The organism is Gephyromycinifex aptenodytis (assembly GCF_012277275.1).
GTDB lineage: Bacteria > Actinomycetota > Actinomycetes > Actinomycetales > Dermatophilaceae > Gephyromycinifex > Gephyromycinifex aptenodytis.
Window position 1 is genome coordinate 3,325,206 of sequence record NZ_CP051155.1, and the last position, 19,473, is coordinate 3,344,678.

The following is a 19,473-nucleotide window of genomic DNA, read 5'->3' on the forward strand; positions in this document are numbered from 1 at the left end:
AGATGCACATTCAAGACATCCTGCCCCCGATGCATGCCATCGGCTGGGCCGTGGCCTCCGCGCCATTCGTGATCCACGGAGCGCGGGCCGTCACCCGGGAGGTGCGCGAGAACCCGGAGAGCCGCCTGCTGCTCGGTGCTGCCGGCGCCTTCACCTTCGTGCTGTCGGCTATCAAGCTCCCTTCGGTTTCGGGTAGCTCCAGCCACCCCACCGGTACCGGGCTCGGAGCGGTGTTGTTCAAACCGCCGGTGATGGCCTTCCTGGCCTCGGTAGTGCTGCTCTTCCAGGCCTTGCTGCTTGCGCACGGCGGCCTGACGAGCCTGGGAGCGAACATCTTCTCCATGGGTATCGCGGGGCCATGGATCGGCTACGCCGCCTGGCGCCTGTTGCGCGGCGTCGGCACCTCCGTCGCCGTCTTCTTCGCGGCAGCCCTCGCCGACCTGGCGACCTACGTTGTCACCTCCTTCCAGCTCGCGCTGGCCTTCCCCGACACTGCAGGAGGCCTGGGCGGTGCGTTCGTGAAGTTCGCCTCGATCTTCGCCATCACCCAGATTCCGCTGGCGATCGTCGAGGGTCTGCTCACTGTGCTGATCTTCCGCGTCATCCGCGACGTTGCTCGCCCCGAACTCATCCGTCTGGGAGTCATCTCCGCCGCTTCGCCGGCTGAGCAGTCCGCGACCCAGCAGTCCGCTTCGACCACGGAGGCGCTCCGATGAACCGCGTCGTTACCGCATTGCTGTTGCTCGGCATCGTCCTCGTCTTCTCTGTCTCGCTGATGTTCGGCGCCTCCCGCAGCGACGGCGGCCCGGGCGAAAAGTTCGGCGGCACCGATAGCGCCGTGGGAGAAATGCTTGAAGAGCAGGGCCACGAGCCCTGGTTCACCCCGCTGTTCGAGCCGGACTCCGGCGAGATCGAGTCGGGCATCTTCGCCGCGCAGGCCGCCATGGGTGGCGGTTTCCTCGGCTACTGCATCGGCGCCTTGGGCTCGCGTAACCGCTCCCGCCGTGAGCACGAGCTGGACTCGAGCCACGTCGCCACCGCTAGTGCGGGCGGCGCAACTCGGGCCACGGGGAACCCCAGCGCGTGAGCGCGCGCGGTCTCGCGCTGGATACCGCAGCGTGGGCCAGCCCGTGGCGGACCCGACGGGTCCTCGATAAGGCAATCTTGGCCCTTGGTCTGCTTGGCTGCGCCGTCGCCCTGCCCCCGTGGCCGGGCGGCGTCGCAGCCGGGGTTTCCGCGCTTGTCATCTTGCTCGGCCCGGGGCGGGTGCCCGCCCGGCTGCTAGCCCGCTGCATGAGCGCACCGGCGGTCTTCGTCATCATCGGCGCCGCGACTGTGATGGTCTCGGTGTGGTGGGATGCCGGGCCGCGTATCGGTTTGGCCTCATCGCAATCCGATCTCGCTTTGCAGATTCTCGTGCGTGGCATCTCTGGCGCGCTGTGCGCCTTCGTGCTTGCCACCACCACGCCGATGGTCGACCTGTTCGCGGCGCTGCGCCGGGCCCGGGTGCCCGACCCGTTGATCGAGGTCGCGAGCCTGACCTATCGCCTGATCTTCGTGCTGCTGGATTCGGCACGGGCGATCCGCGAGGCGCAGGATGCTCGGTTGGGATACACCTCGCGTGCTGCGTCGTATCGTTCGCTCTCCTCGTTGTCGGCAGCAATCCTGGTCCGCTCATGGACGCGGGCGCGCCGCCTCGAAGACGGGCTCGCTGGCCGCGGTTATGTCGATGCTCTGCGCACTCTGGACCCGCCGGTGCGAGCTTCCCGAGTGTTCATCGCCAGTTCGCTGGTGCTCGTCGCGGCCATTGTCTGTCTGGCTTTGCTGCCTGGGTACCTCCCCGCCGGAACGCTGCCGTCCATCTTGAGAGGTTCGTGATGAGCCACCAATCGCTTCGCGCTCGCGACGTGCATTTTTCCTACGGCGAGGCGCCGGTGCTGCGCGGTGCAGAACTGGACATCGCCGGCGGAACCCGGCTGGCATTGCTGGGGGCCAACGGTTCTGGGAAGACCACCCTGCTGCGTGTGCTTTCCGGGGCGGTAGAGCCGGGCCAGGGGGAGGTCCTCCTGGACGAGAAGCCGATCGCCTACAACCGCGCTGGGCTTCGCCATCACCGCCAGAACGTACAACTTGTGCTGCAGGACCCCGACGACCAGCTCTTCTCGGCAGATGTGCGCCGAGACATCAGCTTCGGCCCACTCAACCTCGGGTTGAGCACGGCTGAAACCAGCGAGCGCGTCGATGAGGCCCTGGAACTTCTGGCGATCACCGACCTTGCTGATCGTCCTGTGCACCAACTTTCCTACGGTCAACGAAAACGTGCCGCCATCGCTGGCGCGGTTGCCATGCGGCCCTGTCTACTTCTTTTGGACGAACCGACTGCAGGCTTGGACCCGGTCGGTGTGCAGGAAGTGTTCGCTGCGCTGCGCCGGCTCGAGGAACGCGCTACGACGGTTGTCCTGGCCACCCATGATGTGGACCTGGCGCTTGCCTGGGCGCATCAGTGCGCAGTTGTCGAGGGTGGGCGGGTCGTCCAAGGCGATCCGGTGGAGGTCCTGGATCGCGCTGACCTACTGGACCGCGCACGGTTGCGCCGACCATGGGTGTTGGAGCTGGCAGAGCGGCTGGGCATCCGAGCCGACCCGGACGCGGCTCCGCTGCGTGACCTGGACGGCTTCGCGGCTCGGTGTATGGAACTCGGGGTCAGCCTGCCCCGCTGACGCCTCAGCGGTACAGACCGGGCTCGCGCGGTTGACTCGGCGGCAGAGTTGTCTTCAGGCCCGCGACCGAGCTCGCGGCACAGCGCACTAGCGTCCGGGACAGCCCGAGCACTGATTGCCGCTGCGCCGAAACCGGCGCAGCGGCAGCTCAGGCGAGTAGGCCGGCTCCGATGAAGGAACCTTGGTCAGCACCGGGCGGAATGGCGTAGCTGGCAGAGCCGACGTGGGTGATCCAGATATTCAGTGCATCGGCCTGCGCCAGTCGCTCCTGGACCGGCACGAACGCGGTCATGATGTCGGCCTGATAGGCCGCGAACAGCAGTCCCTCCTCGACCTCGCCGGTGGGGGCGGTCTCGGAGACGTAGTTGTACGGACGCCGAATCATCCGCTCCTGAGCCGTGCGCGCTTGGGCTCGCGCCGCGTGCGCGTTCGGGGCGATGACGGGGAACCCCATGTCGTCCATGGCGGTGCGGTCCACCACGTCGGACTCTTTCTCCCCGGTCAACGGGCTTCCGTCGCTGACGCGCCGACCGAAGGCAATCTCCTTGCCCTCATCCTCCACGTCGTCCCAGGTGGACATGTCGATACGGATTCTGCGCAGCACGAGCTGAGTGCCGTCTTTGAGCCAGGGCTGCTGGGCTCCGTCGGACCACAGCACCTGCGCCACCTGCGCCGGATCGGATTCGTTCGCGGACCCATCCCGCATCCCCATCAGATTACGTGGGGTGGTCCCGTCGGGCTCGGTGCCGCGAGCGGGTAGGAACCCGCGCTGCGCCCAGCGGACGGTCACGAACTGAGCCGCGTCTCGAAGCAAGCGCCGATGGGCGTAGGTGAGGGTCATCGGGTCTTCGCTACACACCTGGATGAGCAGGTCGGTAGGTCCCCACGCCGGATCGAGCTCGTCGGTGGAGAACGCCGGGAGGGAACGCACACCGGGCGGACACAGATCGGGTTTGCCGATGGCATCGAAGAGCCCGGCGCCGAAACCGAAAGTGATGGTCAATCGGGCCGGGGTCGCTGCCAGGTCGCCTTCCAACGCGCCGAGCGGGGCTTGGCCCTGGGTGAGCCGAGCGGCGTCATCGGTGAGCACCTGCATGAGTGAGCGAACTTCGTCCTTGCCCGCTCCCTGGACCAGATCCAGGCCGAGGAACAAGCCGTGCGCTTGGTGGGGGGTGGCGATCCCGGATTGGTGGGCACCCCAGAACGGTTCGGTTGCGGTTCCGTGCAGGACGGGGGTCCCGGTTCGCCCGCCGGCTCCCGGTCCTGCTGCGCCTGAACCTGTTGGCATGACTGCCGATCCCGGCGGTACCGCGATCCCGGCAGCCGCAGCGGCATGCCCGGCGGCGGCTCCCCCGAGGGCGGTGCCGGCTAGGACGGCACCGCCCCCGAGGAGCGCGCGACGGGAGAGCCGCTTCGCCGATGCCTGGTCGGCCTCGCTAGGCGTGTTCTCCATGGTCACCTTCATTCGCTAACGGACAGTCAGAGACGCTTACGGACGGTGAGAGGTCAGCTTGCGGTCGGCATCGGCATGTCGGAGGGGCTTGCGCCGTCCTCGGCATACCGTTCGCCGGCGCCGGTGAACGGCTTGGCCACGGCGCTGAACTCGATGTCCTGCCCGTCGTCGGTGGTCAAGGTCACCTTCACCTCGTCACCGGTGTTGAGCGGCTTGTCCATCTTCATGATCATGATGTGGTCGCCACCGGGGCGCAGTTCGCGCTTCTCACCGGCCTTGATGACAAGTTTCTCGACCTCTTGCATGACCTTCTCCCCGCCCTTGTCGATGGTCTCATGGAGCTCGGAGTGCGGGGAGATGCTGTTCTTGACGGAGACGATGGTTATGTCCTTGTCCCCGGTGTTCTCCAGGGTGCCGAACAGGCCGGTCATCTTCTTCTTCTCGATGTCCGGTACTGCTTTGACCCAGGTGTCGCTGGCCGTGAGGGCAGCAGAGGCCCCCGGCTCACCGGCAGCGCTGGTTCCCGGTTCGGAGGCGGGGGTCGAGGGCTGCTCGGCGGCCTCGGAGCCGCAGCCGGCTAGGCCGAGGCCGAGGGTAAGAGCGCAGATGCCGTACAGAAAACGCTGATGCATGGGTGATCCTTCGAACTCGATGAGGTGCCCCGGGGCTTCCCGGGGCGTAGGGCTAGGAGGCGAGGGCGTAGCGCGACGGAGGGCCGCGCAGGCTCATCCCCAGGCCCACCTCACGAGTGACCGGGTGGGTGCGAATCACAGTGTTGGGCTGCCAGCTCGGTGTGCAGATAGCCAGCCGCACTCGCTCGGTGATCGTGAAGAAGCGCGCCACAGCGCGCCACAGACGCTGTTCTCCGCTGGCCATGAACCACGTGGTGATCAGGGTTGCGACCAGGTGGGTGGCCAGCATCGGGGCGGTGAGCCCGTGGGTACCGGCAAAACCGGCGCCGCCGGACAGGTGAGCAGCATGGTGGGCGACATGGTGGGCGGCGTGCGCAGCATGAGCCGTCGGGATGCCTGCATGCAGGTGTCCGCCCGGCCCGGCCATCAGGCTGACCGGCGCGCTGCCGGAAGCATGGTGGAAGACCAGGTGTGAGATCGCTTGCAGCAGCGTCAGGACGACTCCGAGGCGAACGGCAGGAACCCGCGCCCCGGTGAGCAGCGTGGCGACCAGCAGCGTGACGATGCCGACGAGTGTGAGCGCACCGGGATGGGGTAGTGCGCCTCCGCCCAGGAGGTGGCCGCAGACGGACAGGCCGAGCCCCGCGCCGGTGACCACACCGATGCGCGCCAGTCGCCACACTCCCCGTTCCGGGTCCACGTGGCCAGCCTACGCGGGCGGACTGGCAGACGAGGAGCTCGAAGTGGGCTGCGCGCCAAGCAGCGGCAACAGGTTCCAGGGTCCGCCGCAGGCAAGGCGGTGCCCATTCAAGGCCGTCATAAGGCGCAACAGGGTAGACATCGGGGCCGCGTCGACCGGATTCGTCTGGGGTGAACCTGCCGTGGTCGCAGGGACGGTCGCAGTAGAAGAGGTGAGGGGCCTCGATTTCGGGGCCTGGAGGCCGACAGCCTTGGGCGCCTGCCACAGCACCGCTTCGATCAACGAGTCGAGGACGGTGATAGCCAGACGGACAGCATCTGCCGGACCCTGCAGTTCGAACGGTAGGGAGTAGCCCAGTTCTGGGCGCGGTTGGTAGTACCGGCTCAGGGCGCGTTCCTCGCGCAGCACGGTGTCGAGGGCGGCGGCGATGGGTGCACGAGTCGCGACCGGTGCTTTGGCCGCGGCTACTTCCAGCCCGTATCTGGCGGAGTGCAGCCCTTGATAGAGGAACTCACCGGCCTCCGGGGTGGGCGTCGTGGGCGGCCACCCGCCGAGCTTTCCACCGAGGAGCTCATATGCGGATGCCCGCTGGGCCGAGCTGACCAGCAGTAGGCGGGCCACCTTCGGCGGTGCGCTGGCCAGCTCGGTTCGCCCGCCTTGGTCAAGAGCCGCCCCCTCAGCCTTGAGCAGATCAGACATGGCTGCCGGTGTCGCTTGCCTGGGAGCTGTGGACGAGGCGGAAGGTGAAGGATCTACCTCGCCGCCTAGCTTCTGCAACAGGGCTTGGAGCAGAGATATTTGGGCGGTGTGCACCTGGGCGAAGTCGCGACCGTTGAGGTCTGAGGCCAGAGCCTCGACGGCAGTGACCCGCTCCAGTTCAGCGTGCACGAAGGGGATGGCTGGGTCGATGGGCGGTGTGAACAACACCGTAGGGAGATCGCTCTCGAAGCGGATTCCGCACGCCGAGGTGCATCCCACGAGCCCGGCCAACAGGAAAGCCCGACGGCTCGCTGTCAGCCTGCTCGCACAATTCGACACCGCAACATCATCCCACCAGCGAGGTCTGCCAGCGCGCAGCCGACGGGAGGCAGCAGTGGCGTGGGGCGCCCCGGAAGTCGTTAGAGTGGGCGCAGTCCGCAGGGACCCGCGTCCAGAGCGCGGCTACACAAAAACAGGGAAGGCGGCGCAATGAGTGACTCGGCCGATCGCATAGGCAAGATCGCCCAGACGGCGCTGGCAGACCTGCCGCTGCGGGTGGAGGACGTCAGCATCACCCCCGCCGGCAAACGACGCGTCGTACGGATCAGCGTCGATGACGATCTGCGTGACCTTGCACCCGATGACGAGACCACGCCCGTGCCCTACGTCGACCTGGACCTGGTGGCCGACGCGACCCGGGCCATCAGCGACGCCCTCGATGAGGCAAACGTGCTAGGGGCGACCCCGTACGTGCTCGAAGTGACCTCGCCCGGGGTGAGCCGTCCCCTGACCGAGCCGCGGCACTTCCGGCGCAACGTCGGTCGCCTCGTGCGTGTGCGCCTGACTCCCGAGGCCCCCGCGCCCGACGGAGTCCAAGGACGACCCACGGGACGCATCGTGGCAGTCAACGACACCGTGGTGCGGCTGAGCCTGCCCGCCACCAAGACCACACCCGAGCACGAGATCACCCTGGCGCACGAGCACATCGCCAGCGCCGACGTTCAGGTGGAGTTCTCCCGCCTGGAGGATGAGGAGGACGACTGATGGACATCGATATGGCCGCGCTGCGGCTATTGGAACGTGAACGTGACATCCCCATGCACGTCATCATTCCCGCGATCGAGCAGGCGCTACTCCTGGCGTACAGCCGCACCGAAGGCGCCTACAAGCGTGCTCGCATCGAGCTGGACCGCTCCAGCGGCCACGTCATCGTGTGGGCCCAAGAGGACCCCCCGGTGCTCGAGGACGGCACTCGGGGTGAGCCGGGGCCGGAGTTCGATGACACCCCTGCCGACTTCGGACGGGTCGCAGCCTCCACGGCGCGCCAGGTCATCGTGCAGCGCCTACGCGACCTTGAAGACGAAGCCGTCATGGGTGACTTCCGAGGCAAGGAAGGCGACATCGTCACGGGTGTCATTCAGCAGAGCCAGGGCCGCAATGTGCTGGTCGACCTGGGCTCGATCGAGGGCGTGCTTCCTGCTGCTGAGCAGGTGCCGGGGGAGGAGTACCGCCACGGTGAACGCCTACGGTGCTATGTGGTCACGGTCAAGCGTGGCGCGCACGGCCCCCAGATCGCCCTGTCCCGCACTCACCCCAACCTCGTGCGCAAGCTGTTCGCGCTGGAGGTACCCGAGATCGCCGACGGCTCGGTAGAGATCGCTGCCCTGGCCCGCGAGGCCGGTCACCGCACCAAGATCGCCGTGCACACCAGCGTGGCCGGGCTCAACCCGAAGGGCGCCTGCATCGGCCCGATGGGCGCTCGTGCTCGCGCGGTCACCACGGAGTTGCGCGGCGAGAAGATCGACATCGTCGACTATTCGACTGACCCGGCAACGTTCGTCGCGGCGGCACTGTCGCCGGCGCGGGTCTCCTCGGTGCAGATCGTCGACCCCGCCGCGCGGGCGGCCAGGGTGATCGTTCCGGACTACCAGCTGTCCTTGGCCATCGGCAAAGAAGGACAGAACGCGCGGTTGGCGGCGAAACTGACGGGCTGGCGGATCGACATTCGACCGGACACCGACGCCGGAACCGCGGCGGGGTAGGATGAACACGACCGGTCGGCGCCCGGAGTATCCGCCACGCCCGCCTGAATCCAGCTTCGCCCGTGACAACCCACCGCCAGTCGGTGATGCGTCGTGAACGAGCCGGTGCGGACGTGCGTTGGTTGTCGACAGCGTGACGATCGGTCGGTGCTGCTCAGAGTGGTCGCCGTTGAGAGTGCAGGATCGATGATTCTGCGTCCCGACGATGGCTGCTCGCTGCCGGGCCGTGGCGCGTGGGTTCACCCACGTTCCAGGTGCTTCGAGCAGGCGCAGCGCAGACGCGCCTTCGGGCGGGCCTTACGGCTCGCCGGAGCGCTTGACACCACACAGGTGCAGGCGTTCGTGGAGGCGCTGCAGCAGAGTGCTTTTGGCCCCTCCGGGTCAGAGGCTCGACAAGTAACCGAAAGCGGGTTTGACGCTGATGAGTCACCGATGAGTACTCAACAATGAGCAACGCCCAGCACTGACGTCGGTTCGCGGAGTTTTCGACAGCCCCGGACCGGCAGATAGAGGAGAAACGTGGCCAAGGTCCGGGTTTACGAGCTCGCAAAAGAGCTCGGAGTCGAGAGCAAGACCCTGCTCAATCATTTGAAGGAACAGGGCGAATTCGTTCGCTCTGCCAGTTCCACCATCGAGCCCCCCGTAGTTCGCAAGATCCGCGAGTCATTCCCGGCGGAACTCGCGAGCAAATCCGGTGGCGAGAAGGCCGCTGCCCCCAAGCCGGGCGCAGCACCCAAGCCCGGCGCAGCCAGTTCTGCGCCCAAACCAGGCGCCGCAAAGCCAGGCGCTGCTACCCCGGCGCCGCCGACCGCAGCTCCCGAGGCGCCTGCCCCGGCAGCACCTGCGGCTCCGGCACCCGCCAATCCGGCGGCGAAGCCGCGTAAGGCGGCTCCGGCCCCAGGTCCGCGCCCCGGCCCGCGTCCGCCGGCCCCTGCTCCTGAGCCCGCAGCGGTTCCTGAGCCGCAGGCTCCTGCCGAGCCCAAGGCCCCGGCAGCGCCCGCCGCTTCGACTCCGGCGGCGCCCGCCGCACCGGCAGCCGAAGAAGCCCCCGCGCCTCGTCCGGCTCCGGCGGCACCAGCCGCTCGGGAGCAGGCCAAGGCCGATGCTCCTCGCCCCGGCGCCCCGCGTCCGGCGGCTCCTCGCCCCGGGCCTCGTCCGGGGAACAACCCGTTCTCCTCCAGTCAGGGCATGCGCGGTGGCCGCGACGGCGGCGGTCCGCCGCGTCCCGGCAACAACCCCTTCGCGCCCAGTCAGGGAATGCCGCGCCCCGGTGGCAGCGGTGGTCCCCGCCCGGGCCCTCGTCCCGGCGGCAGCGCCGGTGCAGGTGCGGCCGCGGGTCCTGGTGCGGGCTCGCGTCCCGGACCTCGTCCCGGTGGTACCGGCGGCGCTGGTGCCGGTGCAGGCGCAGCAGCCGGTGCAGGTTCGCGTCCCGGGCCTCGTCCCGGTGGTCCGCGTCCGAACCCCGGCATGATGCCTGACCGCGCTGCGGTGGGTCGTCCCGGACAGCGCCCTGGTGGCGGTCGTCCTGGCGCCCCCGGTGGCGGCGGCGGTCGTCCCGGTGGCGGTGGCGGCTTCGGTGGTCGTCCTGGTGGCGGCGGTCGTGGTCCGGCTCGCGGGGCAACCCCCGGTGCGTTCGGTCGCGGCGGTGGCCGTCCGGTTCGTGGGCGTAAGAGCAAGCGCGCGAAGCGTCAAGAGTTCGAGCAGATGCAGGCGCCGAGCATCGGTGGCGTGACTGTTCCTCGCGGCGACGGCAAGACGATCATTCGAGTGCGCCGCGGCGCATCGCTGACCGACTTCGCCGACAAGATCAACGCCAACCCGGCCAGCCTGGTCACGGTGCTGTTCCACCTCGGTGAGATGGCGACCGCAACCCAGTCACTGGACGAGGACACGTTCAAGATCCTCGGTGGCGAGATCGGTTACGACATCCGCGTCGTCTCACCCGAGGACGAAGAACGCGAGCTGTTCGAGCAGTTCAACATCGACCTCGACGCTGAGGCTGAGGCCGAAGACGACGACATGCTCGAGCCTCGTCCCCCGGTCGTCACCGTCATGGGTCACGTCGACCACGGAAAGACCCGACTGCTGGACGCGATCCGGCAGGCCAAGGTCATCGACTCCGAGGCCGGCGGCATCACCCAGCACATCGGTGCCTACCAGATCTCCTTCGAGCACGAGGGCGTCACTCGTCCCATCACCTTCATCGACACTCCTGGTCACGAGGCCTTCACGGCTATGCGTGCCCGTGGTGCCAAGGTGACCGACATTGCGATCCTCGTGGTCGCGGCCAACGACGGCGTGATGCCGCAGACGATCGAGGCGTTGAACCACGCCCAAGCGGCCGATGTGCCGATTGTGGTGGCGGTCAACAAGATCGACGTCGAAGGCGCCAACCCGGCGAAGGTGCGTCAGCAACTCACCGAGTACAACCTGGTGGCCGAGGAGTACGGCGGCGACACAATGTTCGTCGACGTCTCCGCCAAGCAGGGCCAGAACATCGAGTCGCTGCTCGAAGCGGTGCTGCTGACCGCAGATGCGGCTCTGGACCTGCGGGCCAACCCGGACAAGGACGCTCGCGGTGTGGCCATCGAAGCCAACCTGGACCGCGGTCGCGGTGCAACGGCAACGGTGCTCGTGCAGTCGGGAACCTTGGCGGTCGGCGACTCGATCGTCACCGGCTCGGCGTACGGCCGAGTGCGGGCGATGCTCGACGAGCACGGCAACAACCTTGATGTGGCGCTGCCGTCGCGTCCGGTGCAGGTGCTCGGTCTGAGCTCGGTGCCGCGCGCTGGTGACACCTTCATCGTGGCTCGGGATGACCGCACCGCTCGCCAGATCGCTGAGAAGCGTGAATCGGCCGACCGTCAGGCTTCCCTGGCCAAGGCTCGCAAGCGGATCAGCCTGGAGGACCTCAACGAGGCCCTGGCAGCAGGCAAGGTCGACACCCTCAACCTCATCCTCAAGGGCGACGTGTCCGGTTCGGTGGAGGCGTTGGAAGACGCACTCATGCAGATCGACGTCGGCGAAGAGGTCGACCTGCGGATCATCGACCGCGGTGTGGGTGCCATCACGCTGAACAACATCAACCTCGCTGCTGCATCGAGCGCCGTCATCATCGGCTTCAACGTGCGCGCCGAGGGCCAGAACGCGGAGGTCGCCGAGCGTGAGGGCGTCGAGATCCGCTACTACACGGTGATCTACCAGGCCATCGAGGAGATCGAGGCAGCCCTGAAGGGCATGCTCAAGCCGGAGTACGAAGAGCACGAGCTCGGCACTGCAGAGGTCCGCGAGATCTTCCGCAGCTCCAAGTTCGGCAACATCGCCGGCTCGATCGTGCGCTCGGGCGAGATCCGCCGCGGTGCCAAGGCACGCATCACCCGTAACGGTGTGGTCGTGGCTGAGAATGTCGAGATCGCCGGTCTGCGGCGGTTCAAGGATGACGTCACCGAGGTCCGTGACGGGTACGAGTGTGGTATCAACCTGGGTTCGTACAACGATCTCCAGTTGGGCGACCTTCTCTCGACCTACGAAATGCGCGAGAAGCCTCGAGCCTGATCGAGGTCCCGCGTCCAGCGGGCAACAGCGAGGCAGGGGTCGACGGCTCGTCCGTCGGCCCCTGCACGCAACTACCGCGGTGGCGGCCAGCAGTCCTGGGTGCGCCGCCGCCAGTGCAGACGACTCTGGGGAGAACAGCCCCCGTGAAAGGCAGGAACCATGTCCGACCCGGCACGCGCGCGCAAGGTCGCAGATCGCATCAAGGTGATCGTGGCCGAGATGCTTGAACGGCGAATCAAGGATGAGCGGTTGGGCTTTGTCACCGTCACCGATGTGCGGGTGACGGGCGACCTGCAGCACGCCTCCATCTTCTACACGGTGCTGGGCTCCGAGCAGGACCGCAGCGCCACCGCAGAGGCCCTGGCCGACAATCGGGGGCGGATTCGGTCGGCGGTCGGCAAGGGGCTGCAGATCCGGTTGACGCCCTCCATCGAGTTCATCCCCGACGCCATTCCCGAAGGAGCCGCGCACCTGGAAGAGGTGATCGCGGTAGCCAAGGAACGCGACGCCGAGCTGGCCGCGCGAGCGGCCGGAGCGACCTTCGCCGGTGAAGCCGACCCCTACCGTCGCCCCGAGGATGCCGAGCTCGACGATGACGAGCTGGACGCCATCGACGACGAAGAACCGAGCACCTCAGAGCTGGCCGAGTTGGACACCGCGAGCGAGGCGCTGGCACAGGGCGATCTGAACGAGAGCGACCTCGGGGACAACCTCGACCAGAACCTAGCGGGCCTGGCCGCAGTCAGTGACGCCGAAGAAGAGCTGCCGCGCACGCTCCAAGCCGAAGAGGACGCCCTGGTGGATGACGCACCGGATGACGAGCTCGCCGAAGAGATCATGGAGGAGGAGACCTACACCGAACTGTCTCCCGCCATGCAGGATGAATTGGGTGCAAGCGGCTCGGAGGACGACCGCCGGATCGATCGGGAGCTGGCCGAGGAAGAGCCGACCTCGCCCGAGCTTGCCGAGGTTACCCCGATCGACGGCGACGAGGACGTGCCCACCGACCTCGCCGGTGACCCGCTCGCTGACCCGAGCCAGGGGAGCGGCCCGTTGGGCCGCGCCTGAGGAATCTGTGGCGCGCGCTATCGATCCAAGCGTCGGAGACGGGCTCCTGGTCGTCGACAAACCGGCCGGGTGGACCAGCCATCAGGTCGTGGGTGCCTGCCGCCGGTTGGCAGGCACCCGCAAGGTCGGGCACGCCGGGACGCTGGACCCGATGGCCACCGGTGTGCTCGTGGTGGGCGTGAACAAGGCAACGCGGCTGCTTACGTTCATCGTCGGGGCTGACAAGACATACGCGGCGACGGTGCGGCTGGGTGTGGGGACGATGACGGATGACGCCGAGGGTGTGGCCACCTCGGTGGCTGCCCCCGGCGGGGTCGATGCCGTCACCGAGGAAGCGATCCGGGCGGCCGTGGCGCGGCTCACGGGCGACATCACCCAGGTTCCGAGCACGGTGAGCGCCATCAAGATCAACGGTGAACGGGCGTACACGCGGGCACGGGCCGGTGAAGACGTCGAGCTGGTAGGGCGGGCGGTGACCGTGTCGCAGTTCGATGTCCACGCGATCCGGCGGGAGAGCGCGGTGCCGCCGCAGGAAGAGGCCGACGACCCGTCGGCGATGCATCGCCGGCAGCGGGGTGAAGCGCGGGAGGAGATACCGACCTCGGACATTCCGGCTGACCCGGTGCCGGTGATCGACCTCGACATCGAGGTGACGGTCTCTTCGGGCACCTACGTGCGGGCCCTGGCTCGTGACCTCGGCTCGGACCTGGGGGTCGGCGGCCACCTGACGGCTCTGCGCCGAACCCGGGTGGGTGGGATCGGTCTGGACGTCGCGCACACCATGCAGGAGTTGGAGGCGGCGCGGGCTTCGGGTGTGCCGCGCGATAGTGCGCAGGCAGCGCCGGGCACCTCTGGTCTGCCGTTGGTGAGCTTGGAGGAGGCAGCTCGGTTGTCGATGCCGGTGCGTAACCTCGACGCGGAATCGGCCCGGCAGGTGAGTCACGGCGTGCGCATCGACTCCGAGCAGCCGGGACGCGAAGGGCCGGTGGCGGCGTTCGACCCGCAGGGGCGCCTGGTCGCGATTTTGGACGAGACTGCGGAACGTGTCATGCCTGAGGTCGTCTTCACCGCCCCCTGACCCTCGGTCGCTGCAGGTGATCCGTGTTGCCGCTCAGGCCTCGCCGATCATCGCTACCGCCAGGAACCCCAGCAGCAGCCCCGCCACTTGCACCCGGGTGAGGTGTTCACGCAGCACGACGAGCGCCAACAGCACTGTCACCGCGGGGAAAAGCGAGATCAGCACGCTGGCTACTGAGAGCAGTCCGCTTTGCAGTGCCAGCAGCATGGTGATGTTGGCCGCAACGTCCAGGATCGCCACCCCGAGGGCGAGTAGTCGTACCGGAGCAGGGGGCAACGCGCGCTCCCGGCTCAGCAGCGTCGCTGCAACGACCATGGCGGTCGCGCTCCACCGGGCGCTGACCAGGGGCCACAGTCCGGTGCCGTCGGAGATTTGCGCGGTGAGAACGAAACTGGCGGCGAAAGTGCATCCGGCCGTCAGCGTCAGCGCCGCCACCTTCGCGGTGAAGGGGCGGGTAGCGGCCGACGCCGAGGTCGGCGCGAGACTCACCAAGGCCACTGCCACCAGCGCGATCACGATTCCGAGCACCGCAACCGGGCCCGGCCGCTCACCCAGCAGGATGCCGACGAGCATCGGCAGCACGGCGCCCAGCAGCGAGGTGAGCGGGGAGACGATGCTGATCGGGCCCTGCGCGAGTGCGAGAAAGAAGGTCCACGCCGCCAGCCCCATCGCTATGCCGGAGGCGCTACCCCACCACAGCGAGCCGGCCTCGATGCGCCCCGGGATGCCCAGCGCGAGAGCGGTCATCAGTACGGCGGAGGCAGGGTAGGACAGCAGCAGCACCCGCAACGCGGGAACTCTGCGCGAGGCCAGCCCGCCCAGGAAGTCGCTGACCCCGAACGCCCCGGCGCAGCTCAACGCCAGAAAGAGCGTCGTCACGTTCGGGAGCCTGGGCGCGGGGCACGGCGCTGCCCGCCGCCGCGCCGGGCCGGGCTCTCAGCCCTGAGCGGTGCGAGCCCCTTCGTTCTCAATCGAGCCTCGTCATCGTTGCCGGGTCGCTTCCGGTGCGGCCGTCAGGGCGGTCGAGTGCGTCGATCTGGGCGATGTCCGCGGCGCTCAACTGCACATCGAGGGAAGCGAAGTTCTCGATGATCCTGCTGCGGGTCACCGACTTGGGGATGGTGGCGATGCCGTGCGCCCGGTGCCAGGCCAAGGTGATCTGGGCCGGGGTGGCGTCATGTTCCGCGGCGATGCGGGTCAGCACCGGGTCAGCCAGCAGCTCCCGCCCCCGGCGCAGCGGCGACCACGCCTGGGTCCGAATCCCGTACTCCGCGTGTAGCGCCCGCAGTTCACGCTGGGCGAACCAGGGGTGCAATTCGATTTGGTGCAACGCGGGAACCACGCCGGTGGCCGCGATGATCTCGCGCAACTGCGCCGCAGGGAAGTTGCAGACCCCGATGGAACGCACCCTGCCCTGTTCCTGCAATTCGATCAGAGCCTCCCAGGTGGGCAGGTACAGCTGCCGGGAGGGCACCGCCCAGTGGATGAGGTAGAGGTCCAGCACGTCCAGGCCGAGCCGCTCCATGGACGCCTCGAAGGCAGCCCGGGTGTTCTGGCGGCCGTGGTCGCTGTTCCACACCTTGGTGGTGATGAAGACATCATCCTCGGCGACCCCGCTGCCATCCAGCGCTCGGCGTACGGCCGTTTCGTTGCCGTAGAAGGAGGCGGTGTCCACATGCCGGTAGCCCGCTTCCAGGGCGTCCAACACCACCTGTTCGGCTCGTTCCTCCTCCACCAGATACAACCCGATGCCGAGTTCGGGGATGGCGCGACCGTCTGCCATAGGGGCTAACGCGGGCTCGGACATGACACTCCTTGAAGCGCTGGGCAGGTTCTCGATACCTATCAGTTGGACGGGGCGAGGGCGCTGCCAGGGGCGTGTGCGGTAGACCGCAACGATTGCGCGACGACCCTGCGGCTGCGTGGCGGCGCGCCGGGCGGCGCTAGAGTGACGACGTGCATCGATGGAGCGACTACACGGCGATCCCCGACGACATCGGGAGAAGTGTCGTCACTCTCGGCAACTTCGACGGGGTCCACCGCGGGCACCGCGCGGTGCTTTCCCGAACAGTGGAAACCGCCCGAGAGCGCGGCTTGGCAGCAGTGGCGGTGACTTTCGACCCGCATCCGGTCGCTGTGCTGCGTCCCGAAGCGGCTCCGGGGATGATCACCAGCACTGCTCACCGCCTCGAGTTGTTACAGCAGGCGGGGCTGGACGCGGTGCTGGTCATGGAGTTCACGCGAGAACTGGCGACCTGGACCCCGGAAGAGTTCGTCACCCGGGTGTTCGTCGAGGCACTCAAAGTCGAAGTCGTCGTCGTAGGCGCAGACACCCGCTTCGGGGTGCGCAATTCCGGTGACATCACGACGTTGCGGCAGCTGGGGCAGACCCATGGCTTCGAGGTGCGCGTGGTGCATGACGTCGGGGGGCAGGACAACCAAGACCGCTGGTCCAGCACCCAGGTGCGCACCCTCATCGGTCAAGGGCAGGTGGAGGCGGCCAGTGAGGTCCTCGGCCGGCCTCACCGCGTCGAGGGCACAGTGGTGCACGGCGACCATCGCGGGCGCGAGCTGGGCTACCCGACCGCGAACCTGTCCCAGGACAGTGACGGCCTCATCCCTGCCGACGGGGTCTACGCAGGATGGTTGCTGCGTCCGAACCTGCCCGCGAAGCACCCCGACTCCCGGTTGCCGGCGGCGATCTCCATCGGGACCAACCCCACCTTCGACGGCACCCAGCGCCGCGTCGAGGCCTATGTGCTGGATCGCAGCGACCTCGATCTGTACGGGGAACACGTGTCGGTGGAGTTCGTGCAGCACCTGCGTCCCACGTTGCGTTTCGATGGCGTGGAGGCGCTTCTGGAGCGGATGCGCATCGATGTGGCGCAGTGCCGACGGGTGCTGGCTGAGGACTCCTGAGGGTTCCTGAGCGCGGGCGCCTGCGGGCTTGCCCGCCAGAAACGGTATGAGCTGGACCGCTCGTCGCCGTGGGTGACCGCTCGTCGTTACCGACGGGTCACTTCATGGGTGCTAGGGCTACCGCGGGCGTGCTCTGACTGACAGAATCGCGCCAATTGCTGCGAGCCAGGGCCCAGTGGGACCCCGGGGAGGATGAGCGTCATGGTGTTGGAGAACGCACAGACAGAGCCTTACGACCGGGCCAGGCTCGAAGCGCGACCGCAGTCGGTGGCCCACCTGTTACGGGAGCGGTTCGCCGCGACGCCGGATGGTGGCGCCTACCAGTACTTCGACCACGACGATCTCATCAGCCTCACATGGTCGGAATTCGCCGACCAGATGCGCCCGTGGGCTGCTGGTCTGGCTGCGCTCGGAGTCGAGATCGGCGATAGGGTCGCCATCATCTCGACATCGCGCTACGAGTGGGTGGTGGCCAACTGGGCCATCCAGTACTGCGGGGCGGCCACGACCACCGTCTACCCCTCGAGCCAGGCCGCCGACGTCGCCTTCATCCTCAGCGACTCAGGCAGCCGCGTGGTCTTCGCCGAGGATGCCGCTCAGGTGGCCAAGCTCGAATCCCGCCGCGGGGCGCTTGCCGATGTCGCCAAAGTAGTCGTCATCGACAGCGCTGGTGTGGAGCTGGGGGACTGGGTCATCGACCTCTCTCAGCTTGTCGAGCTCGGTCGTGAAGCACTGGAGAAGGACCCCGGGCTGCTGGAAGCTCGCGTCGACGCGCTCACTCCCGATCACTTGGCGACGATCATCTACACCTCCGGAACCACCGGAACACCCAAGGGTGCCGAGATCACCCACTCGGCCCTGGTGTACGAGGGCGCAGCGATCGCATCGATCGGAATGCTCACCGAGGAGGACCTGCAGTTCTTGTGGTTGCCGCTGGCTCATGTCTTCGGCAATGTGCTGCTCATTCTGGGCCTCACCAATGGTTTCCCCACCTGTGTGGACGGTCGCATCGACCGGATCGTGGAGAACATGGAGCGGGTCAAGCCGACCTTCATGGGCGCCGCGCCGCGCATCTTCGAGAAGGCCTACGCCAAGATCAACGCCGTCCTGCACGAGGGCAGCCCGGTCAAGGCCAAGCTGGCCGACTGGGCTGTCGGGGTGGGCTTGCAGGTGGCTGCGGCCGCTGAACGTGGAGAAGCCTGCTCGCCGGTGCTCACGGCGCAATATGCGGTCGCGGACAAACTCGTGTTGTCCAAGATTCGGGCGCGTTTCGGGGGACGGATCCGGTTCATGATCTCCGGCTCGGCCCGACTCGACCCGTCGCTGTCTCGATGGTTCGCTGCCGCCGGGATGCTCATCTGCGAGGGCTACGGACTCACCGAGACCTCCGCGGCCACCTGTGTGAACCGGCCCTGGCGCGGGGCTCACCAGCACGGCACGATCGGTTGGCCGTTCCCCGGAACCAGCGTCCGGATCGCCGAGGACGGCGAGCTGCTCGTCAAGGGTCCCGGGGTCATGCGCGGGTATCACAACCAGCCGGAAGCGACCAAGGAAGCGTTCACCGCGGACGGTTTCTTCTGCACCGGGGACATCGGCGAGATCGACTCGCGGGGTTTCGTGCGCATCACCGACCGCAAGAAGGACCTCTTCAAGACCTCCGGCGGCAAGTACATCGCGCCGGCGCTCATCGAAACGCGTTTCAAGGCGATCTGCCCGTACGTCGGGCAGTTCATCGTGCTCGGCAGCGAGCGCAACTTCGCCGCGGCGCTGATCACGCTGGACCCCGAGCCCATCACCGCCTGGGCCAAGACCCAGGGAATGGAGTCCGCCTCGTATGAGGAGATCGTGACTTCGCAGGAGGCGCGCGACCTCATCGCAGGGTACGTCGATGAACTCAACTCGGGTCTGAACCGCTGGGAGACGATCAAACGATTCACGATCCTGCCCCGCGACCTGACGATCGACGACGGTGACCTCACTCCGAGCCTGAAGCTTCGACGTCGGGTCGTGGCGGAGAAGTTCAGCGACGAGATCGCCGAGCTGTACTCCGGTGAGGGTCAGGCGTGATGAGGGGGCAGTCCGACTCGGCGGCGTCAGACCGTAGCCGACTGCGTCCTGCTCGCCTGCCGACCTGGCGGGAACTCGTGTCCAGCCCGGAGGCGCTGCGCCGCGGCATGAACGTGTGGCCCCCCTTCCTCTTCGCCGGGATCCGGGTCATCGAGATTGCGCCCGACTTCGCGGGGGCGACGGTGGAGTTGCGGCTGCGTACCTTGACCCGCAACTACGTGGGCACGCAGTACGGCGGGTCGATGTTCTCCATGACCGACCCGTTCTGGATGCTGCTGCTCGGGCACCGCCTCGGGCCCGATTACGTGGTGTGGGATCAGCGCGCCGAGATCGAGTTCCTCAAGCCGGGCCGGGCCGATGTGCGCACCCACTTCGAGGTCAGCGATGAACTGGTAGCGCAGCTACGAGCCGAGGCCGAGGGCGGCCGCAAGGTGCTGCACTGGCTCAGCAACGACATCGTCACCGCTGAGGGCACCCTGATCGCGCGGGTGCGCCGCCAGGTCTACATCCGACACAAGGACCACACCCGGGGATACTGAT

Annotated in this window: 19 protein-coding genes; 13 read left to right on the forward strand and 6 right to left on the reverse strand. The window is 67.6% G+C overall.

Features of this window, described 5'->3' with window-relative positions; all coding sequences use genetic code 11:
- Nucleotides 1-2: 2 nt before the first annotated feature.
- From G9V96_RS14335 to G9V96_RS14350, 4 genes are read left to right on the forward strand one after another with little or no spacing between them, the layout of a single operon-like run.
- Complete coding sequence (locus G9V96_RS14335; protein WP_168583642.1) at nt 3-716, forward strand: energy-coupling factor ABC transporter permease; 714 nt, start codon at nt 3-5, stop codon at nt 714-716.
- Complete coding sequence (locus G9V96_RS14340) at nt 713-1,087, forward strand: energy-coupling factor ABC transporter substrate-binding protein (protein WP_168583643.1); 375 nt, start codon at nt 713-715, stop codon at nt 1,085-1,087. Before G9V96_RS14335 ends, G9V96_RS14340 begins: the two co-directional genes overlap by 4 nt.
- On the forward strand, nt 1,084-1,878 hold the full coding sequence (gene cbiQ, locus G9V96_RS14345; protein WP_168583644.1) for a cobalt ECF transporter T component CbiQ: 795 nt from the start codon (nt 1,084-1,086) through the stop codon (nt 1,876-1,878). The genes G9V96_RS14340 and cbiQ overlap by 4 nt, the downstream gene beginning before the upstream one ends.
- Nucleotides 1,878-2,720, forward strand: coding sequence for an energy-coupling factor ABC transporter ATP-binding protein (locus G9V96_RS14350; protein WP_168583645.1), 843 nt, complete (start codon nt 1,878-1,880; stop codon nt 2,718-2,720). Before cbiQ ends, G9V96_RS14350 begins: the two co-directional genes overlap by 1 nt.
- Nucleotides 2,721-2,868: 148 nt before the next feature.
- Here the strand turns inward: G9V96_RS14350 and G9V96_RS14355 are convergent, their stop codons facing one another.
- The 4 genes from G9V96_RS14355 to G9V96_RS14370 are packed head-to-tail and all read right to left on the reverse strand — an operon-like array spanning nt 2,869 to nt 6,432.
- Nucleotides 2,869-4,173 (reverse strand): Dyp-type peroxidase, encoded by a 1,305-nt coding sequence (locus G9V96_RS14355; protein ID WP_168583646.1) that lies wholly within the window; start codon nt 4,171-4,173, stop codon nt 2,869-2,871.
- Between the two features lie 53 nt (nt 4,174-4,226).
- The gene (locus G9V96_RS14360) at nt 4,227-4,805 is read right to left on the reverse strand and encodes a copper chaperone PCu(A)C (protein ID WP_168583647.1); all 579 of its coding nucleotides are present in this window, start codon (nt 4,803-4,805) and stop codon (nt 4,227-4,229) included.
- Nucleotides 4,806-4,857: 52 nt separating this feature from the next.
- Complete coding sequence (locus tag G9V96_RS14365) at nt 4,858-5,505, reverse strand: hypothetical protein (RefSeq protein WP_168583648.1); 648 nt, start codon at nt 5,503-5,505, stop codon at nt 4,858-4,860.
- A 9-nt stretch (nt 5,506-5,514) separates the two neighbouring features.
- Nucleotides 5,515-6,432: a hypothetical protein gene (locus G9V96_RS14370; RefSeq protein WP_168583649.1), complete on the reverse strand. Its 918-nt coding sequence runs from the start codon at nt 6,430-6,432 to the stop codon at nt 5,515-5,517.
- A gap of 261 nt (nt 6,433-6,693) precedes the next feature.
- Between G9V96_RS14370 and G9V96_RS14375 the strand changes: the two genes are divergently transcribed.
- The 6 genes from G9V96_RS14375 to truB all read left to right on the forward strand — a co-directional run bounded on the left by G9V96_RS14375 (nt 6,694) and on the right by truB (nt 13,947).
- Nucleotides 6,694-7,248 (forward strand): ribosome maturation factor RimP, encoded by a 555-nt coding sequence (locus G9V96_RS14375; RefSeq protein ID WP_168583650.1) that lies wholly within the window; start codon nt 6,694-6,696, stop codon nt 7,246-7,248.
- Nucleotides 7,248-8,246, forward strand: a complete 999-nt coding sequence (gene nusA, locus G9V96_RS14380) for a transcription termination factor NusA (RefSeq protein ID WP_168583651.1) — start codon at nt 7,248-7,250, stop codon at nt 8,244-8,246. The genes G9V96_RS14375 and nusA overlap by 1 nt, the downstream gene beginning before the upstream one ends.
- Before the next feature lie 105 nt (nt 8,247-8,351).
- On the forward strand, nt 8,352-8,696 hold the full coding sequence (locus G9V96_RS14385; protein WP_226913697.1) for a YlxR family protein: 345 nt from the start codon (nt 8,352-8,354) through the stop codon (nt 8,694-8,696).
- A gap of 69 nt (nt 8,697-8,765) precedes the next feature.
- A complete protein-coding gene (gene infB / locus G9V96_RS14390; protein WP_168583653.1) occupies nt 8,766-11,801 on the forward strand; it encodes a translation initiation factor IF-2 in 3,036 nt (1,011 codons plus the stop codon).
- Nucleotides 11,802-11,960: 159 nt separating this feature from the next.
- Nucleotides 11,961-12,869 carry a 30S ribosome-binding factor RbfA gene (gene rbfA / locus G9V96_RS15420; RefSeq protein ID WP_404861424.1) on the forward strand — a complete coding sequence of 303 codons (909 nt, stop codon included), beginning with the start codon at nt 11,961-11,963 and terminating at the stop codon, nt 12,867-12,869.
- Between the two features lie 7 nt (nt 12,870-12,876).
- Nucleotides 12,877-13,947 (forward strand): tRNA pseudouridine(55) synthase TruB, encoded by a 1,071-nt coding sequence (truB, locus tag G9V96_RS14400; protein ID WP_168583654.1) that lies wholly within the window; start codon nt 12,877-12,879, stop codon nt 13,945-13,947.
- 33 nt (nt 13,948-13,980) lie between these two features.
- Here truB and G9V96_RS14405 read toward each other — a convergent pair whose 3' ends face one another.
- Entirely contained in the window at nt 13,981-14,826 is an 846-nt protein-coding gene (locus tag G9V96_RS14405; protein WP_168583655.1) for a DMT family transporter, read from the reverse strand.
- Between the two features lie 88 nt (nt 14,827-14,914).
- Nucleotides 14,915-15,754, reverse strand: coding sequence for an aldo/keto reductase (locus G9V96_RS14410; RefSeq protein WP_168583656.1), 840 nt, complete (start codon nt 15,752-15,754; stop codon nt 14,915-14,917).
- 149 nt (nt 15,755-15,903) lie between these two features.
- Between G9V96_RS14410 and G9V96_RS14415 the strand changes: the two genes are divergently transcribed.
- From G9V96_RS14415 to G9V96_RS14425, 3 genes are all read left to right on the forward strand, one after another.
- Nucleotides 15,904-16,866, forward strand: coding sequence for a bifunctional riboflavin kinase/FAD synthetase (locus G9V96_RS14415; protein WP_168583657.1), 963 nt, complete (start codon nt 15,904-15,906; stop codon nt 16,864-16,866).
- Nucleotides 16,867-17,067: 201 nt separating this feature from the next.
- Nucleotides 17,068-18,933 (forward strand): AMP-dependent synthetase/ligase, encoded by a 1,866-nt coding sequence (locus G9V96_RS14420; protein WP_168583658.1) that lies wholly within the window; start codon nt 17,068-17,070, stop codon nt 18,931-18,933.
- The gene (locus G9V96_RS14425) at nt 18,933-19,472 is read left to right on the forward strand and encodes a DUF4442 domain-containing protein (RefSeq protein WP_168583659.1); all 540 of its coding nucleotides are present in this window, start codon (nt 18,933-18,935) and stop codon (nt 19,470-19,472) included. Before G9V96_RS14420 ends, G9V96_RS14425 begins: the two co-directional genes overlap by 1 nt.
- Nucleotide 19,473: the final 1 nt, after the last annotated feature.